Annotated in this window: 26 protein-coding genes and 1 pseudogene; 13 read left to right on the top strand and 14 right to left on the bottom strand. The window is 69.9% G+C overall.

Annotation, left to right across the window (positions count from 1 at the left end):
* Positions 1-112 precede the first annotated feature (112 nt).
* The 3 genes from CWS50_RS00565 to CWS50_RS00555 form a co-directional block, all read right to left on the bottom strand.
* Entirely contained in the window at positions 113-547 is a 435-nt protein-coding gene (locus CWS50_RS00565; RefSeq protein ID WP_127841231.1) for a winged helix-turn-helix transcriptional regulator, read from the bottom strand.
* 223 nt (positions 548-770) lie between these two features.
* On the bottom strand, positions 771-1406 hold the full coding sequence (locus CWS50_RS00560; RefSeq protein WP_127841230.1) for an NADPH-dependent F420 reductase: 636 nt from the start codon (positions 1404-1406) through the stop codon (positions 771-773).
* 237 nt (positions 1407-1643) lie between these two features.
* Entirely contained in the window at positions 1644-2168 is a 525-nt protein-coding gene (locus CWS50_RS00555) for a MarR family winged helix-turn-helix transcriptional regulator (protein WP_243118382.1), read from the bottom strand.
* Between the two features lie 131 nt (positions 2169-2299).
* On the opposite strand from CWS50_RS00555, the gene CWS50_RS00550 reads away from it, so the two are divergent.
* On the top strand, positions 2300-2668 hold the full coding sequence (locus CWS50_RS00550; protein WP_127841229.1) for a VOC family protein: 369 nt from the start codon (positions 2300-2302) through the stop codon (positions 2666-2668).
* Between the two features lie 146 nt (positions 2669-2814).
* Here the strand turns inward: CWS50_RS00550 and CWS50_RS00545 are convergent, their stop codons facing one another.
* Complete coding sequence (locus CWS50_RS00545) at positions 2815-3726, bottom strand: DUF5926 family protein (RefSeq protein WP_127841228.1); 912 nt, start codon at positions 3724-3726, stop codon at positions 2815-2817.
* A 234-nt stretch (positions 3727-3960) separates the two neighbouring features.
* Between CWS50_RS00545 and CWS50_RS00540 the strand changes: the two genes are divergently transcribed.
* The 3 genes from CWS50_RS00540 to CWS50_RS00530 all read left to right on the top strand — a co-directional run bounded on the left by CWS50_RS00540 (position 3961) and on the right by CWS50_RS00530 (position 7717).
* Positions 3961-4611, top strand: coding sequence for a DUF4956 domain-containing protein (locus tag CWS50_RS00540; protein ID WP_127841227.1), 651 nt, complete (start codon positions 3961-3963; stop codon positions 4609-4611).
* 211 nt (positions 4612-4822) lie between these two features.
* Positions 4823-5785 carry a polyphosphate polymerase domain-containing protein gene (locus CWS50_RS00535; protein WP_127843120.1) on the top strand — a complete coding sequence of 321 codons (963 nt, stop codon included), beginning with the start codon at positions 4823-4825 and terminating at the stop codon, positions 5783-5785.
* Between the two features lie 27 nt (positions 5786-5812).
* Positions 5813-7717, top strand: a complete 1905-nt coding sequence (locus tag CWS50_RS00530) for a carbohydrate-binding domain-containing protein (protein WP_243118381.1) — start codon at positions 5813-5815, stop codon at positions 7715-7717.
* Between the two features lie 216 nt (positions 7718-7933).
* Here the strand turns inward: CWS50_RS00530 and CWS50_RS00525 are convergent, their stop codons facing one another.
* The 4 genes from CWS50_RS00525 to hisC are packed head-to-tail and all read right to left on the bottom strand — an operon-like array spanning position 7934 to position 11595.
* Positions 7934-9727: a proteasome accessory factor PafA2 family protein gene (locus CWS50_RS00525; protein WP_127841226.1), complete on the bottom strand. Its 1794-nt coding sequence runs from the start codon at positions 9725-9727 to the stop codon at positions 7934-7936.
* A 42-nt stretch (positions 9728-9769) separates the two neighbouring features.
* Positions 9770-9892 carry a hypothetical protein gene (locus CWS50_RS13740; protein ID WP_257493115.1) on the bottom strand — a complete coding sequence of 41 codons (123 nt, stop codon included), beginning with the start codon at positions 9890-9892 and terminating at the stop codon, positions 9770-9772.
* A 24-nt stretch (positions 9893-9916) separates the two neighbouring features.
* Positions 9917-10528: an alpha-amylase family glycosyl hydrolase gene (locus CWS50_RS13990; protein WP_206610427.1), complete on the bottom strand. Its 612-nt coding sequence runs from the start codon at positions 10526-10528 to the stop codon at positions 9917-9919.
* Positions 10513-11595 (bottom strand): histidinol-phosphate transaminase, encoded by a 1083-nt coding sequence (gene hisC, locus CWS50_RS00515; RefSeq protein ID WP_243118380.1) that lies wholly within the window; start codon positions 11593-11595, stop codon positions 10513-10515. Before hisC ends, CWS50_RS13990 begins: the two co-directional genes overlap by 16 nt.
* Before the next feature lie 46 nt (positions 11596-11641).
* Between hisC and CWS50_RS00510 the strand changes: the two genes are divergently transcribed.
* Positions 11642-12049, top strand: coding sequence for a phage holin family protein (locus tag CWS50_RS00510; protein ID WP_127841224.1), 408 nt, complete (start codon positions 11642-11644; stop codon positions 12047-12049).
* Between the two features lie 35 nt (positions 12050-12084).
* On the opposite strand, the gene CWS50_RS00505 is transcribed toward CWS50_RS00510, so the two are convergent.
* The 4 genes from CWS50_RS00505 to CWS50_RS00490 form a co-directional block, all read right to left on the bottom strand.
* Complete coding sequence (locus tag CWS50_RS00505; RefSeq protein ID WP_127841223.1) at positions 12085-13950, bottom strand: hypothetical protein; 1866 nt, start codon at positions 13948-13950, stop codon at positions 12085-12087.
* Positions 13947-14210 carry a hypothetical protein gene (locus tag CWS50_RS00500; RefSeq protein WP_127841222.1) on the bottom strand — a complete coding sequence of 88 codons (264 nt, stop codon included), beginning with the start codon at positions 14208-14210 and terminating at the stop codon, positions 13947-13949. Before CWS50_RS00500 ends, CWS50_RS00505 begins: the two co-directional genes overlap by 4 nt.
* Before the next feature lie 607 nt (positions 14211-14817).
* On the bottom strand, positions 14818-15543 hold the full coding sequence (locus CWS50_RS00495; protein WP_127841221.1) for a hypothetical protein: 726 nt from the start codon (positions 15541-15543) through the stop codon (positions 14818-14820).
* 9 nt (positions 15544-15552) lie between these two features.
* Positions 15553-15876 carry a GNAT family N-acetyltransferase gene (locus CWS50_RS00490; protein ID WP_127841220.1) on the bottom strand — a complete coding sequence of 108 codons (324 nt, stop codon included), beginning with the start codon at positions 15874-15876 and terminating at the stop codon, positions 15553-15555.
* Between the two features lie 144 nt (positions 15877-16020).
* Here CWS50_RS00490 and CWS50_RS00485 point away from each other — a divergent pair, with 144 nt between their 5' ends.
* The 5 genes and pseudogenes from CWS50_RS00485 (at position 16021) to purB (ending at position 21433) form a co-directional block, all read left to right on the top strand.
* The gene (locus tag CWS50_RS00485) at positions 16021-17157 is read left to right on the top strand and encodes a helix-turn-helix domain-containing protein (RefSeq protein WP_127841219.1); all 1137 of its coding nucleotides are present in this window, start codon (positions 16021-16023) and stop codon (positions 17155-17157) included.
* Positions 17154-17615, top strand: a complete 462-nt coding sequence (locus CWS50_RS00480; protein ID WP_127841218.1) for a DUF4411 family protein — start codon at positions 17154-17156, stop codon at positions 17613-17615. The genes CWS50_RS00485 and CWS50_RS00480 overlap by 4 nt, the downstream gene beginning before the upstream one ends.
* Positions 17616-18029: 414 nt before the next feature.
* Positions 18030-18239, top strand: a pseudogene (locus CWS50_RS13915) (AAA family ATPase); the annotation flags it as partial.
* 149 nt (positions 18240-18388) lie between these two features.
* Positions 18389-19693, top strand: coding sequence for an ATP-binding protein (locus CWS50_RS00475; RefSeq protein WP_243118378.1), 1305 nt, complete (start codon positions 18389-18391; stop codon positions 19691-19693).
* A 201-nt stretch (positions 19694-19894) separates the two neighbouring features.
* Positions 19895-21433: an adenylosuccinate lyase gene (purB, locus tag CWS50_RS00470; protein ID WP_127841217.1), complete on the top strand. Its 1539-nt coding sequence runs from the start codon at positions 19895-19897 to the stop codon at positions 21431-21433.
* Between the two features lie 153 nt (positions 21434-21586).
* Here purB and CWS50_RS00465 read toward each other — a convergent pair whose 3' ends face one another.
* Entirely contained in the window at positions 21587-22315 is a 729-nt protein-coding gene (locus CWS50_RS00465; RefSeq protein ID WP_127841216.1) for a cyclodehydratase, read from the bottom strand.
* A gap of 318 nt (positions 22316-22633) precedes the next feature.
* Between CWS50_RS00465 and CWS50_RS00460 the strand changes: the two genes are divergently transcribed.
* A complete protein-coding gene (locus tag CWS50_RS00460; RefSeq protein WP_127841215.1) occupies positions 22634-23323 on the top strand; it encodes a LuxR C-terminal-related transcriptional regulator in 690 nt (229 codons plus the stop codon).
* A 25-nt stretch (positions 23324-23348) separates the two neighbouring features.
* On the opposite strand, the gene CWS50_RS00455 is transcribed toward CWS50_RS00460, so the two are convergent.
* Positions 23349-23828 (bottom strand): variant leucine-rich repeat-containing protein, encoded by a 480-nt coding sequence (locus CWS50_RS00455; RefSeq protein ID WP_127841214.1) that lies wholly within the window; start codon positions 23826-23828, stop codon positions 23349-23351.
* A gap of 179 nt (positions 23829-24007) precedes the next feature.
* Between CWS50_RS00455 and CWS50_RS00450 the strand changes: the two genes are divergently transcribed.
* Both CWS50_RS00450 and CWS50_RS00445 read left to right on the top strand, forming a co-directional pair.
* Entirely contained in the window at positions 24008-24289 is a 282-nt protein-coding gene (locus CWS50_RS00450; RefSeq protein WP_127841213.1) for a metal-sensitive transcriptional regulator, read from the top strand.
* A gap of 199 nt (positions 24290-24488) precedes the next feature.
* Complete coding sequence (locus CWS50_RS00445; protein ID WP_127841212.1) at positions 24489-24749, top strand: heavy-metal-associated domain-containing protein; 261 nt, start codon at positions 24489-24491, stop codon at positions 24747-24749.

Raw genomic sequence — 24749 nt, 5'->3', positions numbered from 1 at the left:
CGTGGCATCGGGATGGGCGCGGCGCTAGGCGGCGGCAGCCGGGCGGGCTCCGCTGTCCGGCGCCGCCAGAGCCGTACCTGCCCGCCTGCACCCATCATCCCCGCATGCTCACCTACCCCGTCTGCTCCACGCCGTTGGCGGCGTCGTAGGCCTGGCGGTCAGCACGCACCTGGTCCATGTGGGCGACCGCCCAGCTCTCGACCGCGTCGAGGACCACGGCCAGGTCGTGCCCGGGGCTGGTCAGCTCGTAGACGACGCGCGGCGGCATCTCAGCGTACTGGCGGCGGCGCACGAGCCCGTCGCGCTCAAGGGTGCGCAGCGTCTGGGTGAGCATCTTGGTGGAGATGCCGTCCACCCGTCGGGAGATCTCCGTGAAGCGCAGCGGCCCGCCGTACAGGGCACCAACCACCAGGACCGTCCACAGATCCCCCAGCTCGCGCAGCAGGCGCCGTGACGGGCAGGCACGGTCGTAAGGGTTGTAGGGCGCCTCGCCGTCGGCGCCTTGACGCGCAGACGGCCCCTTGGACGGGCTCGCGGACGGGCTCATGGGCCTCCCCTCCTGTATGGGACCACAGGTCCAGACCTAGAGTACCCGTCAAGGCAGGGCCGCCTGCCGCTCAGAGACGTCGAAAGACGTACAGGGACGTACAGGGGGACCAGGGCGTGCGAGGAGGTCGGCCCGGCTCCTGGGGTGCTGGCCTGGACCCCGCTAGTCCTGTGCCAGCGCCCCAGGGCCGGGACGACCCAGCAGGTGCCTTCTACCTAGCCACCTACCTCGCCACGACGGCGAAGCCGCCTGTCCAGGCCACCTGCTCGGTCACGGCCAGGCCGATCTGCAGCGCGCCCATGGCCTCCAGCTCACTGGCGCGCTTGAGGGCGCCCGCGTCGACGAGGCGCAGGCCTGCGGCCTCGACCAGCGCGCGCAAGGACGCCTTGGCCGAGTCGTCGTCCGAGGCGGCGTAGACGGTGACCGGGGAGCCCGCCAGGACGCCAGAGGCCAGGGTCGCGGCGAAGTTCGTGTTGAAGGCCTTGACCACCCTGGCGCCGGTCAGCCGCCCGGCGAGGCCCGCGGCCGCGGAGGAGCCCGGCGCAACCACCAGGTCGAGCGTGGCGAAGTCGATCGGGTTGGAGGGGTCAACCACCACCTTGCCCGCGAAGGCGTCGGCCGGGTAGGCGGACAGGACCTCGTCGAAGGCGGGGTAGGGCAGCGCCAGCACCACGACGTCGCCCGTGACGGGCGCACCGAGGGCCGCCACCGTGGCAGCGGCGGCAGCCTCAGAGGCCTTCGCGGTGTCGCACGCGAGGATCTGGACGGAGGTGCCCGCCTTGAGGGCCAGCTGCGCGACGGCGGAGCCGACAGCGCCTGCGCCGATGACGGTGACAGAGGGAACAGCTGATGTTGCCATGGTTACTCCTGGGATGTGCGTGATACAGGCGGTGCGACATGGTGCGCGGACGGTCCGCGCGGCCCGTGAGGACTCCTTTACTCTCCTATGGAGAGTTACTCGCTACAAGAGAGCTAGCTAGTGTAGTATGTCACGTCAGGTTGCCGGCGCGTGATCGTCAGCACCCACACCCGCCTACCTGTCCCGCTGAGGCCGTCGACCGACGGCCTGCACACGGTCATGACGGCACGCGCCTACCTACCCAGCCGACGTGCCGTCACCTCCTCCGAGCGCCTCGGCGCAGGCGGTCAGTGCCCTGTGAAGGTCGCGCCTCTGCCTGTCACTGAGCCCACCGACCATCAGCTCCTCGACCTCGGCCACACGCTGCGCGGCACGCTGACACAGCTCCTCGCCCTGCGCCGTCAGCACCAGGGGCAGCGCCCGGCCCCCGGCAGCCCTTGATGACCGTGTGACGAGGTCCCGGTCCTGAAGACTGCGCAGCACCACGTTCATGGTCTGACGCGACACGAAAGCGCCCCGGGCCAGCTCCGCGCCAGAGGCCCCGGGCGTCCTGCTCAGGAGCTCTAAGCAGGCGTACTGCGGCATCGTCAGGCCCAGCGGGCGCAGTACGGAGTCAATGCGAGAACGTAGAGCGGCCTGCACCTGCTTGAGCCGGTAGCCCACCAAGACACCCAGACCGTCCCCGTCACCGACCTGGCCCACCACCCCCTCGCGGCCCACGGCCTTGACCTGATGGGCACCAGTGTGCGGCATGTCTCCCATGGCACCATTGTGCATGTCAATACCTTGACGCAGAATGGATTGTCAGTGTCTTGACATGAGACTGTCGGCCGGGAAGGCCAAGCCGGTCAGGACTCCGAGAAAGCCCATAGAGACCAGGAAGAGGAGCACCAATGAATGTCACCGGCCCCGACTTCATCGCGCTGCAAGTCAGCGACGTCGAGCGCGCCGCCACCTTCTACGAGGAACACCTCGGCCTGCGTCGTGCATCGGCGTCCCCTCCGGGAGCAGTTGTCTTCGCCACTACGCCGATTCCCTTCGGCGTGCGTACACCGCTGCCCGAGACCGACCTGGGCAGCGTGGACCGTCCAGGAACCGGCGTAGCCCTGTGGCTGCACTGCGACGACGCACAGGCCCTGCACGACTCGCTGCGTGAGTCCGGCACGCCGATCCTCCGCGAGCCTGAGACAGGCCCGTTCGGCCTGTTCTTCACCTTCGCCGACCCTGACGGGTACGCCGTCACGGTCCACGACCAGGCCTGAGCTCTGGTTCCACCCGCCGCCGCACATCGTCAGCAGGGAGCCCGGCACCAAGAAGCACTCGCGTCTGCGGCGTCCCACCCAGTGGTGGGGCCGCCCGTACCCCACCACCGAAGATGTGCAGCTGCCGGGGAGCGGGCCCTGGCCGACTAGAGGTTGACCTGCCGGGAGATGATGCCGGCCTTGGCCCGGCGCGCCGCAGCGTCTAGAGGCCCCTCCTCAGCCAGGGCGGCGTCAAGCCGCTCCCCCATGGCACGCAGGGGCGCGCTCAGCTCCTCGGCCTCGGTGCCGGGGTTGAGCTCCCACACAGGGATCGCCAAGCCGCAGGCCCGAAAGGCCCCGATGAACCGGGCGCCCTCCTCCAGGTCGGACTCACGCCGGGCGTACACCCGGGCGAAGGCGTTGAAGAAGTCGTCCTCGTCCTCACCGCGCACCCAGCGCACAAACTCCTTGCCGTTCATACGGCACCAGTAGGCGTGCTCGACACCGGGTACGGCCCGCGTCGGGGCGATGTCGGCCTTGGCCTCCTCGATGGCCCTGGCTGCCTGCGGCTCAGCGGCTGCCTCCGCGTCAAGCCAGTAGTCAAAGGACTCCCGCAGGTTCACCTCGGGGACCACCGCCAGGTCCAGCACGTCCTGGAGGCGCGGTCCCGGCTCCGGCAGACCACGACGCGGCAGAGTAGCCCCGGGCTCCAGGTCGAGAGCCTCCAGCAGGGCGGCCGCCACGTCGCGGGAGGCGTCACCGGAGTGCATGGAAGTCTGCAGAGCCACCAGCACCTCACCGTCTGAGCGCCGCATCCCCTGAGCCAGGTCGGGCAGAATAGTGGCCAGCAGGACGTCCTGGCCACCGTGGTCCTCGCCGAGGCGGACCCTCGCGGTCGCGGCAGGAATGATCTGCATCATTGCCACCAGCACCTCCTCCCCCGGGACCCCGGCGAAGGGCCTGGCGACGAACTCAACCCTGGCGGGCCTGTCCGGCTTGCCGGGACCGGAGCCGCCGACCCGGGCCTTGGGGCCGGAGCGGGCACCCACCCGGCGGTTCTGACGCTTCTTCCTCGACATACCTGCCAGCCTACCGGCAGGGTGCCGTCTCAGGACAGCACCTCCGACGGGGACGCCCACAACAGCGCCGCCACCAACCCTGTGCGCATCCCCACACCAGCCACCTTCCCGTCAGAATTCATGCCTGCCCCATGCGCCCCCCACAGGCTCCGCATAGACTCCCTCCCTTTACTTCTGCTCAGCCGACGGGTCGCCCCTGACCCGCTGCAGCCCCACCGACTGACAGGAGCCTTCATGACCCTCGCCTCCCTGGCCTACATCGCCGCCGACCTGGCCGCCCTGGTGGTGCTGGTTGGCGCGCTCTACGCGCCGCGACACAGCCGCAAGGACCTCGCCGCCGCCTACATCGGCGTCAACGTCGGCGTCCTGGCCGTCACCCTCCTGCTGTCCACGGCTGATGTCGCTGCGGGCCTGGGCCTGGGGCTCTTCGGCGTCCTGTCGATCATCCGTCTGCGCTCCACCGCGCTGTCCCAGCATGAGGTCGCCTACTTCTTCGCCGCCCTGGCACTGGGCCTGCTCGGCGGCATCCAGACGGCTCCGCTCCTCATGGTGGTCGCTCTCATGGCCCTGGTGGTGGCCTCCCTGTGGGTCGCCGACCACCCTGCCCTCATGCGCCGCAGTCGCCACCAGGTCATTGTGGTCGACCGCGCCTTCACCGACGAGGCCACCCTTGTGAGCCACCTGGAGCACCTCCTGGGCGCAACCGTGCGCTCCGTCGAGGTCGAGCGCGTGGACCTGGTCAACGACATCACCCAGGTGGACGTGCGCTTCCTGCTTCCCCGCAGGCAGGGAGCTGTCAGCGCAGCCACCCGCCGCCAGCCTGTCTCGCACCCCGCCGACCCCGCACGCGGCCACGTGGCCGGGCGCACCGTGCCCGTCGGCTGACCCGGACCGCCGGGCTACCGAGGCTGCCTGCCGTCCGCAGCGCAGAGCACACCCCGAGCAGGACACGGCACCGTCGAGCCAAGAACCACGAAAGAACAGCAGAGACAGGACGGAAGAAGGACAAGGACCCATGAGTACAGCACCCCTGACCCTGGCACCCGCACCCACGACGTCGTCACGCGGCGCGCGGCGCAGAAGCTCCCTGCGCCTTATGGCTCCTGGTGCAATCGCCTCTGTCGCACCCGCCCCCGCCTCCCCGGTAGCAGCACAGCTCGCGCCCCCGGCACCGGCCACCGCACCAGTCGCGCCGCCCCCTGCCTACCCGGCACCACCATCCATCCGTCGGGTTGACGGGTTCAGCACTGACCACCTGCCCGCCATCACCCTGGCCGAGCTCAACGCCGCAGCGGGGCTGCTGACCCGGGTCGACCGCAAGTACCTAGTGCCCCTGGCAGTCGCCCAGGACCTTCTTGGTGCGCTGGCCGGGCAGGCGCACGTCCTTCAGATCGACGGGCTGCGCCGCTTCCGCTATGCCTCCACCTACTTCGACACCCCCAGCCTGGAGTCCTACTACCTGGCAGCCCGCAAGCGGCGCCGTCGCTTCAAGGTCCGCACCCGCACCTACCTGGACTCCGACCTGTGCTTCCTGGAGGTCAAGACGCAGGGCTCGCGCGAGACCACGGTCAAGGAGCGCCTGGACTACCGCTCCCGCGACGCCAGCCGGATCACCAGAGCCGGGCGTGGCTACGTGGCCACCTGCCTGCGCGAGGCCGGGATCGGCGACCAGGACGACGCGCGGCGCACCACGGCCCGGCTGTCCCCCGTCCTGGACAGCACCTACGAGCGCACCACCCTGCACCTGCCCGCCGAGGAGGCCCGCCTCACTATCGACACCTCCCTGGCCTGGACGGCGCGGACCGGCCGCACAGGACACACGGTGCACGTCAACGGGCTCGCCGTCGTCGAGACCAAGACCTCTGCGGCCTCCTCCCCGGCGGACCGGCTCCTGTGGGCCAGGAGGTACCGCCCTGTGGGCATCTCCAAGTACGCCACAGCCATGGCCGTCCTCCACCCCGAGCTGCCGTCCCACAAGTGGCACCGCACCCTGACCCGCGAGCTCGCCCACGCCACGTCCACCTGCGGTGTCACGGCCGACGTCACGCCCGCAGCCTGAGACCGCCCCTCAACCAGGAGAGCACCAGTGAAGACACCCCGCTACCGCATCGGCCGACGAGCCTGCGCCGCCCTCGCCGTCCTCGCCTCTACTGCCTTGACCGCCGGGTGCTGGAACCTGGCAGGCTCGGGCTCCGTGTCAAGCAGCCCCGCCTCCTCCGGCGCCAGCGCCTCCTCAGAGGGCACGGAGTCCTCCGGAACCGACTCTCAAGACTCTGACCCCCAGGGTTCTGACTCCCAGGACTCCAGCGACTCCGCTACCAGCTCCCAGGAGGACTCCTCGGCAACGGCCTGGACCACGATCGGCTCCGCCGTCGCCCAGGCCTCCACGGGCGCCACTACCGCCGACATCCTGGCCGCCAACACCGAGGTGGCCGACGTGACCACCGAGCAGGACGACGCTGGCACCTATGACGCCTCCTCCGCCACCACTATCAGCCTGTCCGGGACCTCCGCCACGGTCGACGGTGAGGGCGCGAGCGCGGAGGGCTCCACCGTCACCATTACCGCTGGCGGCACCTACGTGGTCTCCGGGGAGGCCACTGACGGCCAGCTCGTGGTCAACGCCCCTGACGCCGAGGTCCGCCTGGTCCTGGACGGAGCGAACGTCACCAGCACCACCGGGGCCGCTGTCAACGTCCAGGACGCTGGCGAGGCGGTCATCGTCCTGGCCCAGGGCTCAACCAACACCCTGGCTGACGCACCGACCTACGCCGACACCTCCGCGGACGCCCCTACCGCGGCCCTTTTCTCCTCCGACACGCTCACCATCACCGGGACCGGCTCCCTGGATGTGACCGGCTCCTACAACGACGGTATCTCCTCCAAAAACGGCCTGGTGGTCACCGGGGACACCACCATCACCGTCACCGCCGCCGACGACGGAGTGCGTGGTAAGGACTACCTGGTGGTGGAGTCCGGGACGCTGACCGTCACCGCCGGTGGCGACGGGCTGAAGTCCAGCGAGGACGACGACGAGACCAAGGGGTTTGTCGCGCTGGGGAAGGCAGACGTCACCCTGACCGCCGAGGACGACGGGATCACCGCACACACTGACGTCACCGTCGCGGGGACCACCGTGAGCATCACCGCTGGCGGCGGGCAGGCCAACGCCGTCATCGAGGAGGAGGAGGTGCCTGGCCAGGATCAGGCCGACCCCTCTGAGCAGTCCACCGAGGAGTCGGCTGAGGACACGGGCAGCTCCTCGTCCTCCCCCAAGGGGATTACCGCAGGGGTGAGCTACACCCAGGACTCCGGGACGGTGACAGTGGACGCCGCCCACGAGGGCGTCGAGGCGGCCTTCATCAACGTAGGTGACGGGAGTCTCCACATCGCCTCCGGTGACGACGGCATCAACGCCTCCAGCGGCGACGTTGTCATTGAGGGCTACGAGGCCGCCGAGACCGACACCGAGGCCGACGACGGATCCGTGCTGACGGTCTCCGGGGGCGAGGTGCAGGTCTCCTACGCCTCCTCCGACGGCATCGACTCCAACGGATCGGCCTACGTCACCGGCGGGATCGTCCTGGTCTCCGGGCAGGCCGGGACCATGGACGGTGCCATCGACGTCAACGGCGCCAGCCAGCTGGTAGGCCTGACCGGGTCACCCTCCGTAACCAGAGGGGACACACTGACTGTCACTGAAGCCGCCGCTGACTCCGCCGGGGAGGAAGTCGCCTCCCTGGAAGTGACCTTCACCGCTGAGGCGGTCACGGTTATCGGCCTGACCGAGGGCCAGGAGTACACGGTGGCCTCCACCTCCGGCGGCTCGGCCACAGGGACTGCGGCCGAGCTGTCGTCCGGGATGGGGGGTCCCGGTGAAGGCACAGCGCAGGGTCAGGCCCCCCAGGGCGGGGCCGTGCCCCCAGGCGGGAACACTGGCACGCCCCAGGACGCAGCGACGGCACAGCAGGCGGCCACCTCCCAGGGCTGAGGGAGGGAGCCTCAGGACGGAGCATCTCCGCAGGGCGGTGCCTCGCAGGGCTGAGTGGTGCGAGCCGCCCTGGGGAGACCGAACCCTCGCCGAGGGACTGAATCCTCGTAGATGACCCGTGTACGCGTCATCTACGAGGATTCAGTCGCCCCGGGTGTGTGCACGCACCCCCTGATGGCAGGCACCCTGTGGCCAGCCCGTGGTGGCGCAGTCCTTCTAGTGGGTCTCGTAGTATCCCTCGTCCCAGCCGTAGATGGCGGGCTCGTCGGGCGCCTCGACCCCCAGGGCGCCCAGGACGGTCTCGATACCGGGCCTGGTGCCGCGACCCACGGCGGGGCCGACGTCGCGGCCAGTGCCAGAGCCGGCCCCGGGGCTGGCGGTCCGGTGGGGGTCAGGCTGGGTGCCCTGGTCGGTGACGCAGCCCGCCGCGAGCGCCTGCTCCACCTCGACTGCGGTGGGGTGGGCCGGGTCGGGCAGGCTGACGCGCAGCAGGTTCCTGGCGCCGGTGTCCACCACCAGGGAGGTCCAGCCCGCCGCCCACACACGGTCGGGGAACGCCCGGACAAGCGCGGCCCGTCCGCCGGCACGGGTCTGCGCCGGGGCAGTCTCCACCCCGTGGAGCACGGCGTCCTCCTCCACGACGCGCCGCACCATTCCGCCCCGCTCCAGCGCTGCGGCCAGCGAGACGGTGGGGTCGACAGCGCTGAAGCGCAGGTCGGCCGCGCGCAGGCGCGGGTCGTCCCAGCCGCACCCGTAGCGCGTGCGCAGACGTTCCAGCACCACCAGCTTGGCGCACCACTCCACCAGGTGGGCCGCGTGCTGGTACCCACGCTCCAGGGCGTCGAGGGCCTCGCCCCACAGGTCCAGGACCTCCTGGGTCTCCTCGTCAGCGCCCGTCCCGGCTACGTCGCGGATCTCGTCGAGGAAGGCGCGCTGGACCTCCAGGGCGGAGATGCTGCCTCCTGCGGCCAGCTCGCAGCGCACCTGGAGGCTGGGGTCGTGGGAGAAGGCGTGCAGGGCACCCACCGGGTCGACCAGGGCCAGGCGCTGGGCCAGGGCCTGGGCCCGCTGCGGGCAGCCCTCCACCAGGGACAGCAGGGCCGCCGTCGAGCCCGTGCGCAGCAGCGTGGTGACGGCCAGGACTGAGGAGTCGGAGGTGATGACGTGCAGGCGCCGCCAGCGCACCGGGTCCGCGTGGGCCTCGTCGCGGGTGTTGACAATAGGGCGCTCCCGGGTGGTGTACAGCGACACCTCCTGCTCCACGTAGTCGGCGCGCTGGAAGATCTGGAAGCCCGGGGCCTGGCTCTGGGCCCCGATACCCAGGCGCCCCGAGCCGCCGACCACCTGCCGGGTGGCCAGGAAGGGCAGCAGGACGGCGGTCAGCAGGTCCCAGTCCACCTCCCGCTCCACGGCGTAGCTCTCGTGGGCGCCCCAGGCGGCGCCGTGTCCGTCGGTGTTGTTCTTGAGGACCTGGACCCGCGTGCCGCGCTGGCGGCCCAGCGCGACCTCGGCACGGTGCATGATGAGGTCGCCGACCCTGTCATAGCGGGCCGCCTGGCGCGGCCCCAGGACCTCCGGCGAGGCGTACTCCGGGTGGGTGTGGTCCACGTAGAGCCGGGCCCCGTTGACCGCGTGGGTGGCTGAGCCCCGGTAGTAGTGGGACTCGAAGGCGTTGACCCTCCTGATCCAGCGGGTGGCGGACCCGGTGAGAGCGGCGCCCGTCTCCTCGTGGGTGCGGGCCTCGGCGGGCAGCTCGTGGTCGGCCCCGTCCCTGGCGTCACGGGCGGGAAGCTCCCCGGAGTAGTCGAAGCGGCAGCCCGCACCATCCAGCAGGGTCCGCCCGGTGTCCGCGGGCACGTGCGGGGAGGAGGGCTGCCCCCGGGCCGCGGCGTCGCGCGCGTAGGCGAACAGGAGGTGACGAGCGAGGTCGTCGGGGTCGGCGGTGGGGTCGTCGCGGTCGACCAGGGCGTACTCGGTCTCCACACCCATGATCCTGCGTACCGTGATCATCGTTCGTCCTTTCCGGGGACGGGTCGCCCCAGGCAGTGGTGGTCAGGGCCTGGGGCCGACCAGCCACGGGACCAGCCCCAGGGACCAGCCCACGAAGGCGTCAGGGCTGGCAGCTGCGGCCACCAGGCCAGCCGGGGCCGGGAGCCCGTGACGGCCCGGCTGCACGCCGTCGTGCTGGATCCAGCCCCGTCAGCCGCACGCCTGGGTCTGGTCACCGTGAGAGAGCCCGAAGCCCTCATTGGCACACCTGTACCACACCGGGGGCTGCGCGTCCAGCCCCTTCCGGCGCGGACCCAGGCCCACCCCACCCAGGCTGCAGCCCAGCCCCGCCCCGGCAGGCAGCCCCACTGGCGCGCCCAAAGCCGTCCAGCACTGCACCCCACCCCGCTCAAAGGCCAGCACGTGCGCTGGAGCCTCCAGCCAGACCAGCCCACCAGCACCACCAGCACCACCAGCAGTGTGGGCCGACGAGCCCACTGGCACTGATGAGTCAGCAGAGCCGGTAGCAGTGCTAAACACCATCAGTGAGCCAGCCATGCCGCGAGGTGCCGGGACGAAACTAGTAGCGCTCGCACTGCGGCGAGCCGGGGCCTGCATCCAGGGCGGAGGGATAGTAAGTGGGGACAGCCACACGGCGTCCACGCCCAGAGCGGCCAGGTAGGGCACGCGTGAGGCGACACCGCGCAGGTCACCCACGCCGTCCCCGTCGGTGTCGGCGAAGGAGCGGGGGTAGACCTGGTAGGCGACGGCGTCGTGCCACCAAGGGTGCACGGCCCACCCAGGCCTCAGCAGGCTGACCACGCTGCCGCCGCCCCCAGGACCCGGTCGTTCTCCTCCGGGGTGCCGATGCTGACCCGCACACCCTCCCCGGCAAAGGGGCGCACCAGGACGCCCGCCTGGGCAAAGTGCCCGGCCAGCGCCGCAGCCTGGTCCCCCACCCCCAGCCAGAAAAAGTTGCCCTGAGTGACCGGGACCCTCCAGCCCTGCCCACGCAGGGCAGCCACCACCCGCTCCCGCTCAGCAACGACAGCCCCGGCACGTCGGGCAGTCTCCGCCCGGGCCTCCTCCCCCAGGGCCGCCACGGCGGCAGCCTGCGCGGGCAGGCTCACCCCGAAGGGCGTGGCCACGCTGCGCACCGCACCGGCCAGCCCCGGCTCAGCCACCAGGTAGCCCACCCGCAGCCCGGCCAGGGCGTGGGCCTTGGAGAAGGTCCGCGAGACCACCAGGTTGGGGTGGTGGGGCAGCAGGTCCAGGGCGTCTCCCACGGCGGGGTCTGTGACGAAGTCCAGGTAGGCCTCGTCCACGAGCACGACGACGTCGCGGGGCACCCCCTCCACCAGCGCGGCCAGCTCCTCGGCGCTCAGGGCGGCCCCGGTGGGGTTGTTGGGGGTGCAGGCCATGACCACGCGGGTGCGGGGGGTGAGGGCAGCCAGCATGGCGGGGACGTCGTGACAGCCCTGGGACGTCAGCGGCACCGTGACGGCACGGGCCCCGGCCACGGCCACGCAGATCGGGTAGGCCTCGAAGGAGCGCCATGGCATGACCACCTCGTCACCCTCGTCGCACACCGCGTCCAGGAGGTGCTGGATGAGAGCCACCGAACCGTTGCCCACGACCACCTGCCGCGCGCTCACACTCCACCGGTGCGCGAGCGCGGACACCAGCCCCTCACCGGTCATCTCCGGGTAGCGGTTGGCCTCAGCGGCCACCCGGGTCATGGCGGCCACCACGGCCTCCTGGGGCGGGAAGGGCAGCTCGTTGGAGGACAGCTTGGCGACGTCGTCGCGCCCGGGACGCGCACCGGGCACGTAGGAGGGCAGGCTGGTCACCGCCTGGCGGATGCGCACACTCGTCCTTACCTCGGTCATAACCCCTATCCTGGCACCCCACAGGAGACTCTGGGAGGATATGCCCATGGAGATGATCGTGCGGACTCTCGGCAACGCGGTCGGCCTGTGGCTGGCTGCGGCGCTGCTGCCTGGACTTGACGTGCCCCGGTCGGGCGGGGCGGCACAGATGTGGCTGAACCTGGTGGTTGTTGGCCTTGTCCTGGCACTGGTGAACTCCGTGATCAAGCCGGTGGCAAGGACGCTGGCCTTCCCGCTCTACATCGTGACCTTTGGCTTGTTCGCCCTGGTGGTCAACGGGGCGATGCTCAGCCTGGCGGGGTGGCTCACCGACCACCTGGGTGCCCTGGGGGCCGCAGGCTCGGTGCCGCTGGGCCTTGAGGTCGCCTCCTTCGGCTGGGCCGTGGCCGGGTCGGTGGTCGTCTCGGTGATCTCGGCGGCGGTCGTGGCGGTGTTCGTCCGCTCGGAGGACTAGCACCAGGGAGCCAGGGCCGGGACACCGTCCCGCCCCTACCCCCTGGGGTCCACCGGGGCAGCCTGGGGCTGGGGGGTCGGCTCCAGGTCGTCGAAACCGCCCGACGTCAGGCGCTCGACGGCGAAGGTGTACTCCACGACCTGCGCCCCCTCCTCCCCGGCACCCGTGACCCGGGCAAGTTCCTCACTCCACTCCCGCAGAGCGGGCTCGTTGTCCTCAATCCCCTCGACTGCCTGGGCGTAGCTGCCTGCACCGTGCGGGTACCTTCCGTCGTCCTGCTCACGAGAGTCGATGACAACGGTCTGACGGTGCTGCGTCACAGGGTTGGGGGTGGCATCCAGACCAGGAACGGCGTCCCCGACGTTCTCCAGGTGCAGGACGCGCACGCGCTCGGGGAGGTCCGCGCCACCGGCGGGGCTGCCTGCCGTCAGGACCGCGGTGACGCGGAAGCGCTCCTGGACGGCGGGGTCAGCAGCGACGTTGGACACCGTGATGCCACCCTGGGAGTGCCCGTAGAGAGCGACCTCCTCGTTGTCGCCGATCCCCGCCTGCCGCATCGCGGTGACAACGGCGGAGTCCATGGCGGTCGGCGCCCCGCCAACCGCCTCCAGGTTGGTCAGCAGGTCCTGGGGGGCGCCGTTGCCGCTGGTCCAGCCTGTCGTACCGGGAACGTAGACCATCCAGGAGCGGGAGCCGTCGGCGTGCTCCACCCGCTGGATCGAGATGACACCCGCGTCCTCGTGCTCCTGGCCCAGGTCGTGCCGTCTGCCCTGGACCTCCTGCCCGTGGCTGACGATATCGGCGATGCTGCCCGGAGCGGCGCAGCGCTCACCCTGACCCACCAGGCCCTCCTCCACCCGGCCACCCAGGCCGTAGGGGTCCTCCTGAGGCGGGGACACCCTGGTGGAGCCCCGGCCGCCGACAGGGGTGACGCTGATCCCCGTCTGGGAGCCGAACAGCCACGACCCGCTCGCCGCAGCGACAGCCCCGAGGTGAAGGGCAACGCGGCGCAGGGGTGTCAGGGTCGAGGTGTCCACCACCTGCGTCCCCTGCCGCACCCGGTCCGGCAGCTGCTCGCTCACCCACGGGTCCAGGCGCTGGGCCACCTCCTCCAAGTAGACCTGGATGGTGATCGCCTCACGCCCGGTCTGCGCCTGGGACAGCCACCTGGTCAGCAGGGCGAGCCTGACGACGTCGTCCTTGACCCACTGCGCAGTGGCGGGGTCGCTGAGCAGCACCCCCAGCCCCTGGACCACTGCCTGGAGGTCCTCGTCGTCCTGGGCCAGCTTGTAGAGGGGGCTGCCGACTGCGGTCAGCAGGCGGGCCAGGGGGCTCGCCCTCCCGGACACCGGGCACAGCACCGTGCGAAGGAGCGCGGAGTCAAAGGCGGCCAGGTCCACCGGCCCCATCGAGCTGAGCGCCGGAACAGCCCCGGTCTCTGCCAGCCGGTAGGTCTCAGAGCAGGCAGAGACGTCAGCAGCCAGACCCTTCAGGGTCTCGGCGGTCTCCGACAAGGACCCGGGGCCGCTGGCCAGCCGCTCCAGGCAGGAGACGCAGTCCGTCCGACTGGCCTGGTAGGCCTGGTCGGAGGGGTCGCCCTGGCTGGCGGGCAAGGACCTGGCGACGCCGACGCCGGAGAACAAGTCGCCAAGGTACATCCGGGCCAGGGCCACACCGACGTGCTCCAGGGCCTGCTCCAGGGACTCCGCCGCAGCACGCAGGGAAGCGGCGAAGGAGTCCAGGTCCGCAGTGTCCACCGAGACCGTGCCGCCCACGACCATGATGACCGCGCCGCTGCCCGGGGTAGTCATGTGCCACTGGTGACCTGACCCCAGGTCACCGGGCTCCTGCCCGGGAAGGACGCTGGCCAGCTGGCGCCCGGCATCCTCCTGGGGGCTCACGAACCCTCCTCTGCCTGGCTGGCACAGGGCTCCACCCCAGCCAGCTCGGCACAGGCGTCCATGGTCGCTGCGGCCTCCTGGGCCGCAGACAGCAGCGCCCGCAGCCCCTCGACCAGGGCGGCCGCCTCTTCCAGGCTCAGCCGACAGGCCTGCGCGACGCTGCCGACCCAGGACCCCGGGACGTCAGAGGGAATGAGCGCGAGTCCGGCGTCGTAGTCGTCCTCAGCAAGAGACAGGAGCGAGGAGGGGAAGGAAGTCATGGCACGATGTTATGGCTACGTCACCCTTTGTAGACCCCGTAAGCCACCGACTTCTGTGGATGTAGAACTCGACAGCTCACTTGTGGTGACCTGGCCGCTGTCACCGTTTCGGTCCACATGCGCCCAGCCCAGGTACCCAAATAGGGCACAGACCGGTCCCATATGAGTAAGAAAGGAAATCAGGCAGAAAAAGAACAGGAAAAGCGGCAGGCCTGGGGCCGGTCTCGCGGACACCAGCCCCAGCACACGCAGGAGGACCCGGCCTGCGGTCCGGGGAGAGAACAGCCCCGGACCGCAGGCCCAAGCCTCACGAGGCCCTCCTGCCACCCGGCTTCCCATAAGGCCGGGGAGGAACAGACCCCCTTCGCCAGAGCGCCCAGAACGGGGTCCCTAAACCCGCACCAGACTCAGTCCCGGCCCCTCATCGGGTTCCCCTTCCCTCAGGGCCGGTCCTGTCCGGCGGCACCCACTATGTAACGCGCCGCTCCTGGACAAACACCCCTATAGCAGCCATGAATTAACTGTGAAAGTCTGGGAAAATCCTGATCCAGCGTCGAGGCGCCGCACCGGGCAGCCGCCCACGACCCGGCACTCTTACCTGGCAGTCCTACTTCGCAGTCTGGTGCTGAGCCCATGCCCCCACGCGTACAACCAGGGCGGCCCCCGCCTCGGTCACAACCATCGCCGCCGCGACCAGCCACCACCCCAGGTGCTCCCCCACCAGCCAGGCGGCAGCAGCGGCCAGGAGCACGACGCCGACGCCTGCCGCCACACGCAGAACCAGACGCTCGGCAGACCCACCCCTCCCCGCCTGCGGCGCCGGGTGAGCGCCCCGTCGGGCACCCACGGCGGAGGCCAGACTGGCCAGGGCGAGCACCAGCGTCCCCACCACGGCACCCGACACCGCGCAGCCAGCAGCAGCCAGCAGCGGCTGCGGGGCGTCGCCGAGCCTGAGTCCTGCCAGGATCGCCACCGTCCAGGGCGTCATGACCAGGTCCAACACCAGCAGGACAACCCCGGTCCACGCCCCGGCACGCAAGCGGGAGCCTCGGGGAGGCCGGGCGTGCCGCAGGGCGAGCCCACCCGAGCCCAGCGCGCAGGCCCAGCCCAGCCACGGAAGGGCCGGGACCCCGGACCAGGCCGCCACCAGCAGGGCGCCGCCGCCCCCGGCCGCTACAGGCAGCTCGGCACGCAGAAGACTGCGGGCGTGCTCAGCCAGGACCACGAGCTCCCCCACCCAGACGGGCAGGTCCTCCCCGAGGTCGCCCCTGGCAACGTCACCGTCCCGCCTCCTGCCAGTGCCGGACTGGCCGGGCACATCCCCTGCTGCCACGGGGCGAGCCTAGAGGCTGCAGGAGGCCGCCCCGGCGTCCAGCACGCAGCGGTGGCGGACGGTGCCCGGCCAGCGCGGGTCCTCGGGAGCCGTCGCGACACGGAAGCCGAGCCTGCGGTAGAAGCCGGCGTCGTCGTCGGTCTCCGCTATCACACAGGAGCCCAGGCGCGCCACTGCGGTCAGGAGGAGGCGGCCGAGACCGTGCCCACGCAGGCCGTCGACCACGGCGAGGTACTCCAGGCCCACGTGCCCGTACCTCCGGGGACAGGTTGCTGCCTGGCAGACTGGGAGGCTGCTACCTGGCGGCCGACCGCTGCCGGGCCTCTCAGCCAGAGGGAACCGACTCCACCCCTGCCCAGCGCGCGGTCAGTCTCATCATGTCAGTTCCGAGGATAGAGTGGAGCCGGTGGAGGCATACCGGCCACCTACCAGCACCATCTAGGGCACTGGCGGAGCGAAAAAAAGGAGGTAGGAACCATGCCGCCAGCTCGCGCACCGATTAACGGGGCCACCCTTCGGTGGGCGCGTGAGGTAGCCCTTGTCGACAAGGACGAGCTTGCTCGGGCTGCCAACATTAAAGAGCACCGCGTTACCGAGTTCGAGAACGGCGACACCTGCCCCACCCTCAAGCAGCTCGAGGCGATAGCAAAGAAGCTCGATCGAACACCCGCCTTCTTCTTCACGGACCCGCCCGCCGAGCCTGATGTCCCTGAGGCTGTCGATTTTCGTGCTGGCAACGGGAATCCGCCCCCTTCCCGCCTCGCCAGGGAGATGCGCCGGGCCGAACAGCATCGCGAGACGGTGATCGACCTGGAGGGCACACCTGTGACCCCCGCCCTTGTCGAAGCGATTAACCGACATAATGCCACCTCGCGAGCGCGTGAGCTGCGCAGTCTTCTTGACCTGAGCGAGTTCTCCACACCTCCCGGCAACAGGGACACTCAGACCCTGGGCTTCTGGTGCAGGCTCTTGGAGGAACACGGCTACCTCGTGTTTCAGACCACCAGAGTAGATCTGGCCGTCTTCCGTGGGCTCTCGATCCACCATGACGTCCTGCCGATAATCCTGCTCAACGGCGCGGACTCCAACAACGGGAAAGTCTTCACCCTGTTCCATGAGGTCGCCCACCTGGCCAACCGCACCAGCGGCATGTGCGCCCTGGACGACGACGTCAACGAGGAGGCTGTCGCCAACATGTTCGCCGCGAGCTTCCTGATGCCGGACGCCCAGGTCAGCAGACTCGCCTCCACTGTCAGTGGCACCGCGACCGAACGGGCTGAGGAGATCGCCAAGGCCCTCAAGGTAAGCAGCCTGGCTGCTGGCGTCCGGCTCCGCACGCTTAACCTGATCACTGACGAGGAGCTGGAGTCCATTCGCCGCGACAGTGATCGCAGGTGGGCACAGGCCCGAGAGTCCCAGAAGAAGAGCCCGGGCGGCCCCCCGAGCTGGCGGATCCGCTACAGGAGCCTAGGACCGGGATACGTTGGTATCATTGCTCATGCCCTGGAGGACGAGCGGGTTGACCTGCTCGACGCCAGCCACCTGCTCTATGCACGGGTCCCAGACGTGCAGCGGATGATCGATGAGTACCACAGGACCGAGGCTCTCACGTGAGCTACACCTTGGACACCAACACACTCATCAACATGGAGCGCCGATACCTGCGGGACTTATTTACCTCCCTCTGGGACACCCTGGAGGCCGCCGCTCACCAGGGCGAGGTGTGCATGTGCGAGACAGCCCACAAGGAACTGGATCGAGGAGGCGACGGCCTGGCCTCGCGGGCTAAGAGCATCCCAGATTTCATCTGCACTGCCACAAATGATGAACTGGCCACAGTTGCCAACATATCCAGAGACCACCCTGGATGGGTGCAAGGGCAGAAGAACTACAGAGACCCATTCATCATTGCTCACGCGAAGAGAGACGGCCTGGTCATCGTGACCGAAGAGGGACGCAAAGGCCCGAACACGATCGACAAAAATCAGACGATCCCCAACATTGCTGACGAGTACAGAGTCGAGTGCATCACGTTCTTCGACCTGCTCCGCGTCCAGGGATGGAAATTCTGAAAAGCCCTCCCAGGAGGCCAGTTTATCCAGCCACCCGCCGCAGCGCACCGTCAACGGCAGGCTGACGAGAAAGCCGACGAAGAAACTCGTTCCCCCAGCGCCCCGTCCAGATCTGCCGCAGCTCTCACACCCGGCCTCGGCACTGTCGTCCCCTCACCAGCCCCCGGGACTGCACATCTTCAGGCCTGCCAGGGGTCAGCCCACCTATGCGCCACCAGCCAGATCCCTGTCATCACCCAACACAGCCCCGGTAGGCCGTCTCTGTCCCCGTCCGAAGATGTGCAGCTCCTACAGGCCAGCCGGGGCTGACACCCCAAGGGTGCCTCGACCGGCTGCGGCCCGCTGGTGTCTTCAACCAGGTGCTGCCCGTCGGGCGTCCGAGGCTGTGAACTGAGCCGCGCTACCGCACACCTCATGTACACACCTGCCCACCTCATGCACACTTCTGTCGTGGTTGCTGATGAGGAGGATCTCACCGAGGCACTTGCCCGACTCGAGCGTGAGGGAGGCGACTGCCTGGAGATCGAGGCAAAGACCTTCGCAGAGTACTCCCGGTCGGCTCTCGGCCCGACTCTGTCGGCCTTCGCCAACCTTCCCGGCGGCGGCACGATCCTTCTGGGTGTCAGTGAGGACCCGGTCACGGTGGTCGGGGTCCCCAGTCCCCACCAGCAGATGCAGGCAGTGGTGTCTCAAGCGCGCCAGGCTTCTCCAGCAGGATTACTGTTGACACTCACAGCATCGAGCTTGATGGCAGGACCGTCGTCGTCGCAAACGTGCAGGAGGCGCCAGTCAATGCCAAGCCCGTCCGCTGGACAGGCAACGATGCCGCCTACCTGCGCCAGTACGACGGCGACTACCGGATGTCCCTCCAGGAGGAGGAGCAGCAGCTGCTGATACGCCACCAGCGTCCCCGCGAGGACACGGCTCCCGTCCCGGGCACCTCGATCGGCAGCCTGGACGACAACCTGGTGAGCGTCTTCCTGCGCAACGTACGCGCTGGCTCGACATCTTTGAGGGAGCAATCTGACAAGGAGATCCTGCTCAATCTCAACGTCTTGACGGACGACGGCGAGGTCACACTGGCTGGCCTGTACGCCCTGGGACGGTATCCGCAAAGGCACGTCCCCACCCTCGCCATCACGGCTGCAGTCCTTGGGGGGCAGACCGGACCACGCGCCTCCGAGCGCCTCAGGATCGACGGTGCAGTTCCCCGCATGCTCACCGCCGCCGTCGACTGGGTGTCCCAGCACACACGGACCGACATCACGTTCGACCAGGATGGGCACGGCCGGAACACGCACGAGCACCCCCTGGTCGCCGTCCGCGAGCTCATCGCCAATGCGCTCGTCCACCGCGACCTGTCGGAACCAGCCCTGTCCAAGGGGATCGAGATCCGCCTGAAACAGGACCGCCTTGTCATCTCCAGCCCGGGCGGCCTGTGGGGAGTATGCGTGGACCAGCTGGGAACCCAGCACGGGAAGTCAACGGTCAACGAGCGCCTGTACGACATCTGCACCTTCGCCGCTGACACTGAGGAACGGCGCGTGATCGAGGGCCTAGGAACCGGAATCCGCGCGGTGCGCGACGCTTTGCGCGAGGCGGATATGGAGCCCGTCCGCTTTCATGACACTGGCGTGCAGTTTACCGCCCTGCTGCCCAGATCTGCCCTGTTGTCCCCAGCTGACCTCGGCTGGCTCTCCGCCCTCGGCTCAACGGGTCTCAGCGTCGAGCAGCGTCATGCCCTGGTGGACATGAGGCACGGCCGGTCCTGGACGAACTCGACCTACCGACGCCGCTTCGGCCTGGACTCGGAGCAGGCCCGACGACAGCTGCAGGACCTCAGCAACCGTGGTCTAGCCACGATCTCGGGGACAAAAGGCTCGACGTCATACGCGCTCGCACCCGTCGCGTCCCTGGTCGAGGAGTCGGCGGGTCCGGGCCAGACGGCTCCTGGCACGAGGACACCGGAAGGGCCGGGGACTCCGACGACACCTGACGACCCGGTCGGGCTGTCTGGCAACAGCCTCGCGGTCTGGGCAAGTCTGGAGACTGGGGCCAGGACGCGCGCAGATCGCTGAGGCGACCGGGCTGACCAGGCGTCAGGTCGGGTACGCGCTGGACCTGCTCAGGAAGTCGGGACTCGTCTCCGTCCAGGGTGGCCAGGGGAGCAGGACCACCACCTACCAGCGCACCTGAGGCCAGCCGCTGGCGGACGCTGACGGCCGGTCGTCCTTGCTGGGCAACCCGGCGGCCCCGCCGGTGCCTGGCAGAATCGCCCCATGACCGCCCCTGCGACCGACCCCGCACCCACCTCTGCAAGCGATCCCGCACCCACCCCCGTAGTGGACCTGTCCGCCCTGACCCCACCCATCGCGCTCGGCCCCCTGGACGGGCGCTACCGGGCCGTGGCCGCCCCCCTGACCAACCACCTCTCCGAGGCGGCACTCAACCGGGCGCGCCTGCGGGTGGAGGTCGAGTGGCTCATCCACCTCACCGACCACCGGGTGCTGCCCGGCGCCCCGGTCCTGTCGCAGAGCGAGAAGGCCTACCTGCGCGGCGTCGTCGGCTCCTTCGCGGCGGCGCAGGTCGCCGAGCTGGCCCAGATCGAGGCGGAGACCCGCCACGACGTCAAGGCCGTGGAGTACCTGCTCAGGAACAGGCTGGAGGCCGCCGCAGACGCCCCAGACCTGGCCAGCGCCGACGGCGGGCCCACCGTGCTGCCGGGGCTGGGCGAGATCGTCCACATCTTGTGCACCAGCGAGGACGTCAACAACCTCTCCTACGCCCTGACCGTGCGCGACGCCGTGACCCAGGTGTGGCTGCCCGCCGCCCGGGGGCTGGTGGACGACCTCGCCACCCTGGCCCGCAGCCACGCCGATGCCCCCATGCTGGCGCGCACCCACGGCCAGCCCGCCACGCCCACCACGCTGGGCAAGGAGGTGGCCGTCCTTGCCTGGCGCCTGTCCCGCCAGGTCCGCCGAGTGGAGGAGGCGCAGTACCTGGGCAAGATCAACGGGGCCACCGGCACCTACGGCGCCCACGTCGTGGCCGTGCCCGGGGTGGACTGGCAGGCGGTGTCGCGTTCCTTCGTGGAGGCCCTGGGCCTGACCTGGAACCCGTTGACCACCCAGATCGAGTCCCACGACTGGCAGGCCGAGCTCTACAGCGACGTCGCCCGCTTCAACCGCATCGCCCACAACCTGGCGACTGACGTGTGGACCTACATCTCGCTGGGCTACTTCACCCAGCGCCTGAGCGCCCAGGGCTCCACCGGCTCCTCGACCATGCCGCACAAGGTCAACCCGATCCGCTTCGAGAACGCCGAGGCGAACCTGGAGCTCTCCTGCTCCCTGCTGGACACCCTGGCCGCCACCCTGGTCACCTCCCGCCTCCAGCGCGACCTCACCGACTCCACCACCCAGCGCAACATCGGGGTGGCCCTGGGCCACTCGCTGCTGGCCATCGACAACCTCCGCCGGGGCCTGGCCGGGCTGGACGTGGACGCCTCCCGCCTGGCCGAGGACCTGGAGACGGCCTGGGAGGTGCTGGGCGAGCCGGTCCAGCAGGCGATGCGCGCGGCGTCGGTAGCCGGGGCCACCGGCATGGCCGACCCCTACGAGCGCCTCAAGGAGCTGACCCGTGGCAGGAAGGTCACGCCCGAGGGCATGCGTGGCCTCATCCGCAGCCTGGGCCTGCCCGACGACGTCGAGGCACGCCTGCTGGCCCTGAGCCCCGCCACCTACACGGGCCTGGCCCCGACCCTGGTGGACCACCTGGACGGAGCCGGGAGCAGACGGGAGGACCACCAGGAGCACTGAGCCCGCAGACCCGGTAGTCCCCGACTGGGGCCCGGCACCGGGAAGCCCCGGCAGTCCTCCGCGAGCGCCAGGACCTGGAGGCACCAGGACCTGGAGGGCTCAGCCGCCACCGGCACCAGCAGCGTGAGCGACCAGCCGCACGGGAAAGGACGGCTAGGCGCCCCGGCCCGTGCCGACCAGCGTCCGCTGCCGGTAGACAGCCTCCCAGAGCCCGGCAAGCACGGGGCTGCCACCGCGCCGACCCGGCTGACCAGGCCGCCTCAGTCGGCTCACGGCGCGCCTGGAGCAGGTACCACACCGTTGCACGCCGACGATCCTGGAGCAGGAGGTCGTCCCGGCGACAAGGTCCGCGCTCCAGACCTGGCCGCTGGGCTCACCGCCCTCGTGGGCGAAGGGTCCACGGCTGTCCGCGCCGTCCAGGGCCAGTGCCACCAGCCCCACGGCCAGGACCACGTGCTGGGCGCACCTGCGCGGCAGCAGGTCAGCCTGGGCAGCCTGAGGACGGTGGGGACGCATGTGACGGCGCTCGCCGCACAGGTAGCACCGGTAGCAGGCGGTGGTACCGGGCACCACCAGGGGTCCACAGCGCAGCTCGGTGGGGTGGAGCTCCAGCCCCAGTGAGGGGACGCAGCGGGCGAAGGACAGGCAGTCAAGGGCCTCCCGCAGCTCCTCCTGGCCGGACTCGGCCACCAGGACCAGGCGGTCAGCCTCGGGGATGCGGGAGGAGTCCAGGTCGCGGTCAACCGAGACGACCACGTCACGGCTGCTGGCCAGACGCCGCACGATGGCACGGCTAAGCTCCCCCTGGACCTCCTCCTGGACAAGGTAGGCCGTCACCGGGGGTGACGCAGCGCCTGACGCTGAGGTGTGCCACGTGCTCATGGGCTCGGCCCTCCTTGACATGACCGGGGCAGCGTGAAGACCGGGCACCACACCGGTGCTGCCAGCACAGAGGATGCGCCAGATCGTGCCCACCGCGCATCAGCCGTCGGTCTATTGCTGCTCCGCTGTTTGTATGACCCCACTCAGCACACAGGTCCGCTGTTTGTATGACCCCACTCAGCATTATGTTGTAACGTTCTTTTGCACGGCTTGAGCGGCCGCCCAGCGCTTGCGCGTCCTCAGGACACGCCTCCGGGTAGACCCGGGGCTTGATACGTGGGCTGGTGGCGAGAGCCTGCATACCCGACAAGGAGACACATGAGTTCCCAGTCCTCCTCCTCGGCCATCGGGGTCGCCCTCGTGGACAGCGACCCCATGGCACTGGCCTACCTCAGGTCCTGCCTGTCGGCTGACGCCGACATCCAGGTCCTCACCGCGACGCACTCACCAGACCAGCTGATGGCCTTCCTCCAGGCGCACGGCGTCGATGTCCTCATCACCTCCCTCCACGGCGGCGCCAGGGACCCTGCGGATGAGTCCTTGATGATCAAGGAGGTGCTGCGGGCCTCCCCCCGGACCCGCGTCGTCGTCCTTGCCACCCAGGACTCTGAGGACAGCCTCATGCAGAGCCTGGAGGCGGGGGCCAGCGGCGTCCTGCTCAAGAGCTCACCGCCAGAGGAGATCCTCTCCGCAGTTCGTGCGGTGCACTCCGGAGGGAAGGTTGTCACCCCGGTGCTGACGCCACGTCTCATCGACCACGCACTGGCCTCCCTGCCTGACGTGGACGACAGCGTCGCCCTGTCCTGCAGGGAGAAGGACGTTCTGCGGCTGCTGTGCGAGGGCGCCTCGAACCGGGAGATCGCCTCACGCCTGGCGATCTCCGAGGCCACGGTCAAGACGCACGTATCCGTCCTGCTTGGCAAGACGGGGGCGAGGTCGCGGCTGGAGATCGCGGTGTGGGCCTTCCGGCACGGCCACGCCCAGACGGGCCCGAGGTCCTCCTCCTAGCCTCTCAGCCCCGCAGGGCTGCGCGTCACGTCCCAGCGGGCCTGCTCGCCGGGTCGGCCTGTCCGCCCTCGTCGTGCACGCTGACGTCATACAGCGGAGAGCCTGTCAGTGGGTCCCCCAGCACGGACCCGAATGGGTCCGGACCCAGGCCCACGTCGGAGGCCTCCCACCCGTAAGGCGCCCATGACACCTCCTGCCACCCGTCACCGTGGGCCTGGTGCGCCCCGTCCGCGGCTCCGTGCGGCTGACCGTAGGGCTGGTCCCGGGAGCCCGCAGGGCCACGTCTGTCGGGCGACCCGCCGGAGCCAGCCTGCGCACGGCTGATCCAGGAGCGCAGCTCCGGCGGGCAGGCGGGGTTGCGTCCGATCAGCTCTCGCAGCTGGGGGTGGTTGCCTGCCAGGACCGCGAGGGTGCCCGCAGGAGTAGCGGGGTCGGCTGCGGCGGCTCGCTGGGTGTCTGAGGGAGCAGGCGGGGCGGTCGGGGAAGGGGGAGTCAGGCTAGTCATGGCACGAGCATGGCATGACTACCCTGCTGGTGGGTCCCCGTCCGGGCTCCAGCGGGGTAGGACGAGACCCGGGGCCACCCCCTTACCCCCTGGGGGTATAGGAGGTAGAGTTGGCACCGCCTGCGGCGCGGTGCGAGCCGGGCGAGCAGAGGAAGTCAGCGAGGCAGCCGGGAGGCAGCATGGCCGGGTACACCGAGACCAAGGAGGACCACCTCAGGCGGCTGCGCCGGATCGAGGGCCAGGTCCGTGGGATATCGCGCATGGTCGAGGAGGACGTCTACTGTGTCGACGTCCTGACCCAGGTCTCCGCAGCCACCAGGGCGCTCCAGGCCGTCAGCCTCGCCCTCCTGGAGGAGCACATGGGCCACTGCGTCCTGGCCGCGGCCCGGACCAGCGAGGAGGAGGGACGGGAGAAGATCCGCGAGGCCTGCGAGGCCGTCACCCGCCTGGTCCGCTCCTGACCCTCTCCCCGCAGCCGCGCATCAGACCCGCAGGCAACCAGCACCCCGCTGGGTGGCCGACCTCCCGGCACCACAGCACCCGCACGCGGCAGCCCGCCAGGGCACCCCCTCAGGGGCGCCGCGCAGCAGGCCGCACGGGACCTGCGAGAGCACAAGAGACAGCAAGAGACCGGAACACACAGACCCAAGGAGAAACCCCATGACAGAGTTCGCGCCTGACGGCACCGACCGCACCACCACCCTGAGGCTGTCGGGACTGACCTGCGACCACTGTGTCGCCCACGTCACCGAGGAGCTGGAGGCCGTCAGCGGCGTCAAGAACGTCTCGGTCATCCTCAACAAGGGCGGCCAGTCCGTGGCCACGGTCGTCTCAGACACCCGGCTCGACGACGACGCCCTGGCAGCCGCCATCGACGAGGCCGGGGACTACACCCTGGACGCCATCGAGCGCGACGCCTGA

Source organism: Actinomyces wuliandei, from assembly GCF_004010955.1.
GTDB lineage: Bacteria > Actinomycetota > Actinomycetes > Actinomycetales > Actinomycetaceae > Actinomyces > Actinomyces wuliandei.
The sequence above is the reverse complement of the archived record's forward strand: the minus strand, read 5'-3'. Positions and strand labels throughout refer to the sequence as shown.